Source organism: Shewanella sp. GutCb (genome assembly GCF_002836135.1).
Classification (GTDB): Bacteria; Pseudomonadota; Gammaproteobacteria; order Enterobacterales; family Shewanellaceae; genus Shewanella.
This window is the reverse complement of the sequence record NZ_PJBL01000044.1, coordinates 1-7826: the sequence shown is the minus strand read 5'-3', so window position 1 is coordinate 7826 and position 7826 is coordinate 1. Positions and strand designations below refer to the sequence as shown.

General features: G+C 38.1%; 5 protein-coding genes and 1 tRNA gene. 2 read left to right on the top strand and 4 right to left on the bottom strand.

Going from position 1 to position 7826, the window contains the following annotated elements:
* Nucleotides 1-228 precede the first annotated feature (228 nt).
* Both CXF86_RS19730 and CXF86_RS19725 read right to left on the bottom strand, forming a co-directional pair.
* Complete coding sequence (locus tag CXF86_RS19730; RefSeq protein WP_101092244.1) at nt 229-684, bottom strand: LPP20 family lipoprotein; 456 nt, start codon at nt 682-684, stop codon at nt 229-231.
* Nucleotides 685-1314 (bottom strand): FlgO family outer membrane protein, encoded by a 630-nt coding sequence (locus CXF86_RS19725; protein ID WP_102039856.1) that lies wholly within the window; start codon nt 1312-1314, stop codon nt 685-687. It lies immediately after the preceding gene.
* A gap of 497 nt (nt 1315-1811) precedes the next feature.
* Here CXF86_RS19725 and CXF86_RS19720 point away from each other — a divergent pair, with 497 nt between their 5' ends.
* Complete coding sequence (locus CXF86_RS19720) at nt 1812-2978, top strand: flagellar assembly protein FlgT (protein ID WP_102039855.1); 1167 nt, start codon at nt 1812-1814, stop codon at nt 2976-2978.
* An 83-nt stretch (nt 2979-3061) separates the two neighbouring features.
* Nucleotides 3062-3137, top strand: a tRNA-Arg gene (locus CXF86_RS19715).
* A 530-nt stretch (nt 3138-3667) separates the two neighbouring features.
* On the opposite strand, the gene CXF86_RS19710 is transcribed toward CXF86_RS19715, so the two are convergent.
* Together CXF86_RS19710 and CXF86_RS19705 are read right to left on the bottom strand one after the other, a co-directional pair.
* A complete protein-coding gene (locus CXF86_RS19710; protein WP_102039854.1) occupies nt 3668-6490 on the bottom strand; it encodes a serine/threonine-protein kinase in 2823 nt (940 codons plus the stop codon).
* Nucleotides 6491-6521: 31 nt separating this feature from the next.
* Complete coding sequence (locus CXF86_RS19705; RefSeq protein ID WP_102039853.1) at nt 6522-7181, bottom strand: ECF-type sigma factor; 660 nt, start codon at nt 7179-7181, stop codon at nt 6522-6524.
* Nucleotides 7182-7826 lie beyond the last annotated feature (645 nt).

The window sequence follows — 7826 nt, the reverse complement described above, 5'->3', positions numbered from 1 at the left end:
TGCTAAGACGGTAGATGCTAAGACGGTAGATGCTAAGACGGTAGATGCTAAGACGGTAGATGCCAAGACGGTAGAAACCTAGATCGTTAGCTTTATAGCCTTAATAATATTAGTGACTAAAACCCTCAAACTATTTCTAACACTCTTTTGATCTTCCCAGCTCGAACCGTCCTTGCTATGCCGTCCCTGCTTGTACCATCTCAGCCCGAACCGACTTTAAACCGGCTCTTAAAAATAAGTGATCTCTTTTACCTTCTGCGAGCGGTTTTGCTGCTGGTACAAAGCCCAAACTTGTTCAAAGTCCAATTCCAACTCAGTGACATAATGCTCGCCTGCAGGATAACTATTGACCACTCTGGCACCACGGATCACACCAGAAACTGAAGCTTTAATGTTATCGCTCGACAACATCCAATCACTGACTTGGCTTGACGCTGCCAGGTGTTGTCCGTAGACCTGCTCGGCCAACTCGCGATACGCTGCAATTTTTGAAGCTTGCATCGCCATCAACACCCGTTGAGCGGGGTCGCTTGAGGGTTGATTCGCCAGCGTGGCATAACCAATAGCGGTTAACGTCGGAAAAGACTCAGGCGCTTCGGTCTCGTACTGCACATAACGATCCTGCGCTGAGCAGCCACCTAACACAACCAGCAATAACGCCGCACATACCATAATTGCTTTCATCTACAGGCCTCCTTCAATCGTTACCGTACGTTGCCCTGAATTTTCAGAGCGATACAACAAACCGTTTTCAGACACCACTTTTTGCGAGTGAGTTAACATGCCCGGCATTGCCGCAATGGGTACAAAGCTCTGTGCCACAGACACCACACGGTTATTGCTCACATCAACAATGCGGCTATAAATAGCCACACCCTCTTTGTCTGGGCTCATGGTGGTAACCACAACATGCCTAACGTCGATATCGCTGGGTAACTGCTGCCAATCTCGGCTCAGGATAAAGTCACCGGCGGGCGTCACTCGTAATGTTTCAGCCACATTCATGTCGACCAAATTAAATTGATGATCATGCAATGCCGCAATGAGCCCTTGCTGATACTGTAAACCCAATTCATTGGTGGTCGCTAAATCTGACAACATCACTGGCGTTGCCACTAATAACGGCTCTGTAGGCTTTAAACTGTCATTTTGCCTAACTAACTCGTTCACCATCTGCTGTGACAGATAGTTAATCGATGCCAAATGCGGCAAACCATTGCCGCTCACGAGCGTCTGCTGATCAGATGCTACAGGTTGCAGATTTTCACAGCCAAATAACAGCAGTAACGGTAGCAAAATTAATGTCTTATACATCTTTTTATTCCTGTTATACAGACACAGAGATTGGCCTATTCAACCCCAAGCGCTTTGCTTTAAGTCAGTAGCAGCGTGCTTTGCTCAAACGGCGGCCAATCGAAACGAATATGTTTATCTAATGCTGTTATCGGCGCTCGCATCAATAACTTTATGACTAATACTCATCGCTATCGCTTCATTCATTTCTAATCACTCAAGCATTGCACTTCTAGTGACACTGACTAAAACCAGACTCGCTATTATCTCGTTGATGCACCTTGAACTGAAAAGCCAGTGCCTTTCCCAATTGGCAACGTGTTTAATGCAATCGCTATCTATTTAGTCTAATGCCCATGAATCTAGTACCATCAGCAATAAAGGGCATAGATATTGCTTATTAGAAGCTTATCGATTCAGACTGTCATTTTGTCGGCAAACCATTGCCTCCTCTTTTTGGCAAACAGTCACCTTTATAATTACGCCTTAATGTTGGCGTAAAGACTTGGAAAAATAATATGAAACTTGGCTCATGCATCATCAAGGTTATTCTCGCTTGCTCTTTGGTTCTCACTGCACCCGTGCAAGCAAAGTGGACCCAAGCAACAGGCCAAGCCAAGATTGTAGACAATAACCTTGCTAAAGCCCGAGAAGATGCCATAGAGCAAGCAATAAGCTATGCCACCTTGAAAACAGGCGCACACTTTTCAAGTGAACAGACCGTCAGTAATGGTCAACTCGTGAATGACAGCTTCACCTTAAGCCGCAATGCACAAAGCCAACAGGTTGAGATGGTCAGCGAGCTGGTAAAAGACGGCTACATAACAGTGAATATTCGCATCGACATGATTGAACCGTTTGAGCAGGCCTGCCAAGCCAGTGAGCTAAAAGCCTCTATTCTGGTACCGCAAGCCTCAATAAAAGACCGTTCACAACTCAGATACGGTAACCTAGGCCTATTCGAGCAAAACCTGTCCGAACAACTCGCTCAAGTGATTGAAGCAAACTCAAGCAGCAGCTTTACCCACCTGCATGCAAACGAGCGCTTAGATGTCGACCAGACGTTAGTGGATGTTCGCGGTTATAGGCTGCCAAGCTGGTTAGGTGAAATTACCGACAGCCAATACATACTGCTGCCAGAAATCATCGATATATCACCCGAGCCATCAACCCGCACTTTTGGCTTGTGGGAAAACGACCCCATGCGAGTGTTTCAGTTTAAGTTATCGCTGTTTCATGCGATTAGCGGGGAAAAGGTCTGGAGTAAACAATACTCGAAATCTGCTGAATGGGAATTTTCACTGCAGCAAACCGTAAACTCCAATAGTGACCAATTCTGGCGTTCTGAATATGGCGCCATGATTAGCACTGTATTGCTCGACGCTAGCCAAGATATTGACCAAGCCCTTAACTGTCGACCCTTGTTAGGCCAAGTGATTGCTAAGCAGGCTAATAGGATCATTCTCAACATAGGTCGACGCAACGGTATTCGTGTCGGCGATACACTGCAATTGGTACTACAACAGAATATGCCCGACAGACTGGATAACATGCGTGCAGTCGCTGGAAAGAGCAAAGCAACTATCACTATCGACCAAGTCACCGAAGAAAGTGCCACGGCAGTGCTTAAAGGCCTCAGCGCATCACTTAATATTCAGATCAATGATCTGGCCATAAAACTCTAACCGAACAATAAACAAGCAAATGAATTCAAAGACTTTATATGTACTCTGTTCATCTGGAGTAAAACCAGTATAATCACTGACGTCTCCCTATAGCTCAACAGGATAGAGCAGTCGCCTCCTAAGCGATCGATCGGGGTTCGAGTCCCTGTGGGGAGACCAAATACGACCTTTTGTATTTGCAATTCAAAAACTTAATAGTTCCAAAAAACCTTGTCCCCTTTGTGCCGCGATGCGACACACACGACCTCTATTTCTTGTCTTACTAGTCTAATCTACTTTTCTATAATGTTTCCAAGCAAAAACGCTAGACTCCATATTTATCACCTATAGATTTAACGTCAAACTCACAAATAATAAGCATACTAAATGCATCAATCTCTTTCTGTGCCTTCTTTCTTCTTCTGTAGTGGCAGAATTAATTTACCTACAACTCTGGTCAAGCACAATAAGTGACTTCAACTTCTTGTTTGAGAGACTAATCCCCACAACTATTCACCCTGTCTCTAAGTGTAAATAGATACACTGACTAAAGTTCAGCTATATATGATTGTTCTCATCCATTTCTACAACTGTCATGTACAAGCGTAGTTGAATCATCTTCCCAGGAGCACTTACTCCCACCAATATACTTTCAAGTATATTGGTGGAATGAGATACAAGTAAAAATTATTGATGCTATTGCTGTTCGATCACAAACTTATCAAAAAATGGTCCACGGATGAGTAAATTGCAGTGTTCAACTTGTCATCTTTAACAATATCTTTCCATTTAATATTATCACTACAAAGATTAAATGGTTTAACCTTAGAGCCTCGGATATAGCCCTGAATTTCACTAATTTGAACATCAGTGACAGTGTTACAATCGATATTAACAAACAACTCTTCAGATAAGTTAACAGAGTTAATTTCTCCAGTTAATGACATTAGCTCAACATTAAGCAGTAATGCTTCAAAATCATTTTCTGAAAGACTACGCAGCATGTCAATGGTCTTTTTGGCTTTGTTAAAATGACTCAGTTCAAAGTAGGCCTTAGCTAATGATGCATAATATATTTGCTCTGTTTTTGGATAAGTAATATTATCTTTAACCGATAAAACATTTTTTAGCAGAGTGTTAATTTCAGAAATATTTTTTGATTGTGTCACATGTCGTAACTTTGATATTAACGAAAGTATATAAAAATTACTTTTTTCACCTTGATATTTTTTATAGAAAGCCATTGACTCATCACATGCTTTAACTCTCAGAGTATTCTGCTTTACAGTTTGGCTACTAATCTTGGTGGAATTACTACAATATGCGTAAGTGAAGTATGCGGCATGACCAAGATTTTTCTTTTTATTATAATGGTTAATTAAAGTTTGCAAATGGTCTATGTACAAATCTTGACGTCCAAATTTATTGGCAAAAACAGTGAATTGAAGATAATAATTCAGTGCGTTCTCACCATAATATGGCAATTGAGTATACACTTTTTTCATTATTTCATAAGATTCAATAAAAGCATTCTGTTTGATTGATTCTGTTAGCTCTATTATATAATAGTTAGTTTGATAGGAAGGTGGAAGATTGCCAGGGTCAATATTGTTATAAATATCAGCAATACTATCCGGAAGAAGGAAACCATTAATTACAGATGCCTGCTTTGCTAATATAGCAAGTACATAGACTGAAGGGTGACTGCTATCAAGTAAAGATTGAAGAAGTTGAGCATTATCAATCAATCGCTCACTAATATTACTGCTAGACTGTCTTCCTTGAACATTGGACATCAAATACCAGTCATGTAATAGACTCACCCACCTCTTCGATGATACATCTGAGATATTACTCTCTATTTCTCCAAGTAATGTTTCCACACCAACTAACTGTTCGTCCATACTAACACTGGATAAGGATACTAGCTTGATGTGTTTCAGCAGAATATCTTGACTTGTATTTAGTGGAACTAAACTTGGTGTTAAAGTATTAAATAAGCTTTTCAACTCCACATTTGAAATAGTCGTTGTACCTACTTCCCAATCAAGAAGATTGAAAAGTCGATTATCAGTTTTGTTTTTTAACAATGCTAAATCAGCATTTAGTTTAATCAACTGATTTTGCATATCATCTTTATTGTTGTTTAAAACATCCAGCTCGATCTGAATCTTTCTGGAAATGATATTTTCAACGGTATACTTTTTATTGTTGCTGGTTAATTTAAACAATGTAGACACATATTCCTGACATTTGTTGTAATCACCAATTGCTTTATATGCGTTAGCGATGGCTAACGTAAACCTGACTGCCTGCGTAAGTGGCAATAAATCCATATCAATATTGCCAGCTGAATTAACAAGTGCTCTTTGCCTTTCAACTTCAGTAACAACTTTTACATCGACTTGTTTCAACATTTGTTCAGCTAGTTTTAAATTGCTATTTGCTAATATCGCCTGCTGCTGTGCAAAGACATAGGATTCATAATATTTTACAGCAGAAAAAATACTAATTAGCATTATCGAAACGGTTATAAAAAAGACTATAAAGTTCCTTTTAAACCAAAGGCTTGCACTCCTCCACTGACTAGTTAAGACTGTCGTAGGTTTGTTTGTTAGATAATTATTTATATCATTATTTAATTCTGTAGTCGTTTGATACCGTTCACTCTCACTCGACTTAGTAGCTTTATTTACAATGGCTTGTAAAATTGGCTTATCATCTATTAATGTCGCTAATACTCTCCCCAAGCTATATATGTCGGATCTAATGGTCATGCGCTTACCTGAACGTTGTTCTGGTGAAGCATATGCCATGGATAATGCATTGATGTGCATTTTATCATGATTGCTTGTAGGGGTGATAAAAGTTGATATTCCGAAGTCGATAATGTGAACATGGCCACTTTCATCCACTAAAATATTTTCTGGCTTAATATCTCTATGCAATATTTGATTGGCATGCGCGTGAGTTATCCCATTGACAATTTGGATGAAAACATTAAGTAATATTCTTTCTGATAATTGATTTTTTTCTATATATTTACTAAGTGTTTCACCTTTAATATATTGCATCACAACATAACCAAATCCACGATCATCTCTACCAGCATCTAACACTGAAACGATGTTGGTATGGCTTAATGATGCGAGAGTTTGGGCTTCATAATTAAAAACCTGCTCTGATTTATTATTCATTAAAACAAGCGGAACGATTTTAATTGCTACATCTTGTGTATATTCACCATCTTGTCGCTTACCTAAATAGACACTTCCCATCCCACCCTTTCCAAGCAATGCTGTTACTTTATACTTAGATATTTTATCACCGTAACAAATGTTTCCGGTTATATGTTCACCTGCTAGTTTGATACTGTCATTAAAAATCTGTGTTATATCAATTTTAACGTCAAACATCATTTTCTTTAATGCTAGATAGGTATGCTCATCATGCTTAAGGCTGTCAATATATTCGTTTTTATCTTTTTCACTAAGTTCTACTAGGTGGCAATAGTGTAGGTAAAGATTTGGCATTTTATTATCATCCTTGATGGGGACATAGCATTTAATCGTTATAATTATTTGATAGCTGATTTTTGATAAAAGAGAGATCTTTATCAACCGTAGATGGAGAAATTAAGAATAAATCTGCTATTTCTTTTGATGGCATTAAGCAAATATACTTGTAAATAAAAACAGAAACTTGACGGGAGTATGTCAAGGAAAGTTTATTTAGTATCAGTTCGATATCTAAAATTTTCTGTATATTGTCTAAACTCTTATACTCGGTTACAAAAAGTAATTTCTTCCGTTTAATAGCCTGAGACTTTCGGATGTTATCAATTAAAATTGAATAAATAACATTTGAAAATATTATGTATAGCTGCTTTGTTGTATCAGGCCTAAGATCTCTGCTTTTGTTCACTTTTATGAAGGCATCATGAACAAGAGAGGTCGTATTGCATGAAATTTGTAGCAGTGTACTTTCACTGATCTTCCCCGTAGAATTTTTCTTTACCTGACTAGCCAGTTGATGGAATTTTTGATAAGCAAATTGATAAAGTTGTTGTTCAGCATCTTTGTTTCCAGCATTCCATTGTGTCAATATATGGGCTAATGGGTCAGAATTATCAACTGTATTTGACACTATAACCACGCTATTTTTCCTGATGGGGTTAATGACTAGAAGTAAAACAATACAAAAGGCTGTCGTTAAGAACTGCATGGTTCTACCAAGATATCATTAAATAAACATAAAAACTCATACATATCAACTATTTTACAGCAATTCAATAGCGTGATCTACGTTTTTAGCTTACATATTTCTTATGACCTTTTACTTACCAGTATGGTTTTCTGTGGAGATGAGAGTCATTATCCTCTTCGCAGGTTTTTCGAAAATAAATTACGTATTTTTTTTCTATTTACGTACCTTTCGTTGGAAGGTGAATGATATAGACTCCTTGAACACTCATCTTTACTCATATTTTCCATCTTTATTTGGATAAATATTTACAAAGTGTATAAGCATATAGAGGGAGGCATCTCAACTAGATTGTTTCTAGCAACGATTTCACCATTAAAAGGACCTTAATAAATTGTCAAATAATACATTTATGGAATAGATAATGGGTGTGATACTCATATAACAATATAGGTGTTAAGTCCTATAGGATATTAACTTTTCATTTTTAAGGCCACCATAATTTAGCTGCCAATTATATAATTGGGAGAGTAAAAGGTTTCACTTAAACTATGGACAGCATGATGTTAATATGAAAGGATACTTCATATTACTTAAGGGCTTGCAGTGTTTTAAAATGCTAAACTAGACCTTAGGTTTACTGTTGAAAGATGAAGTGCCATCTCA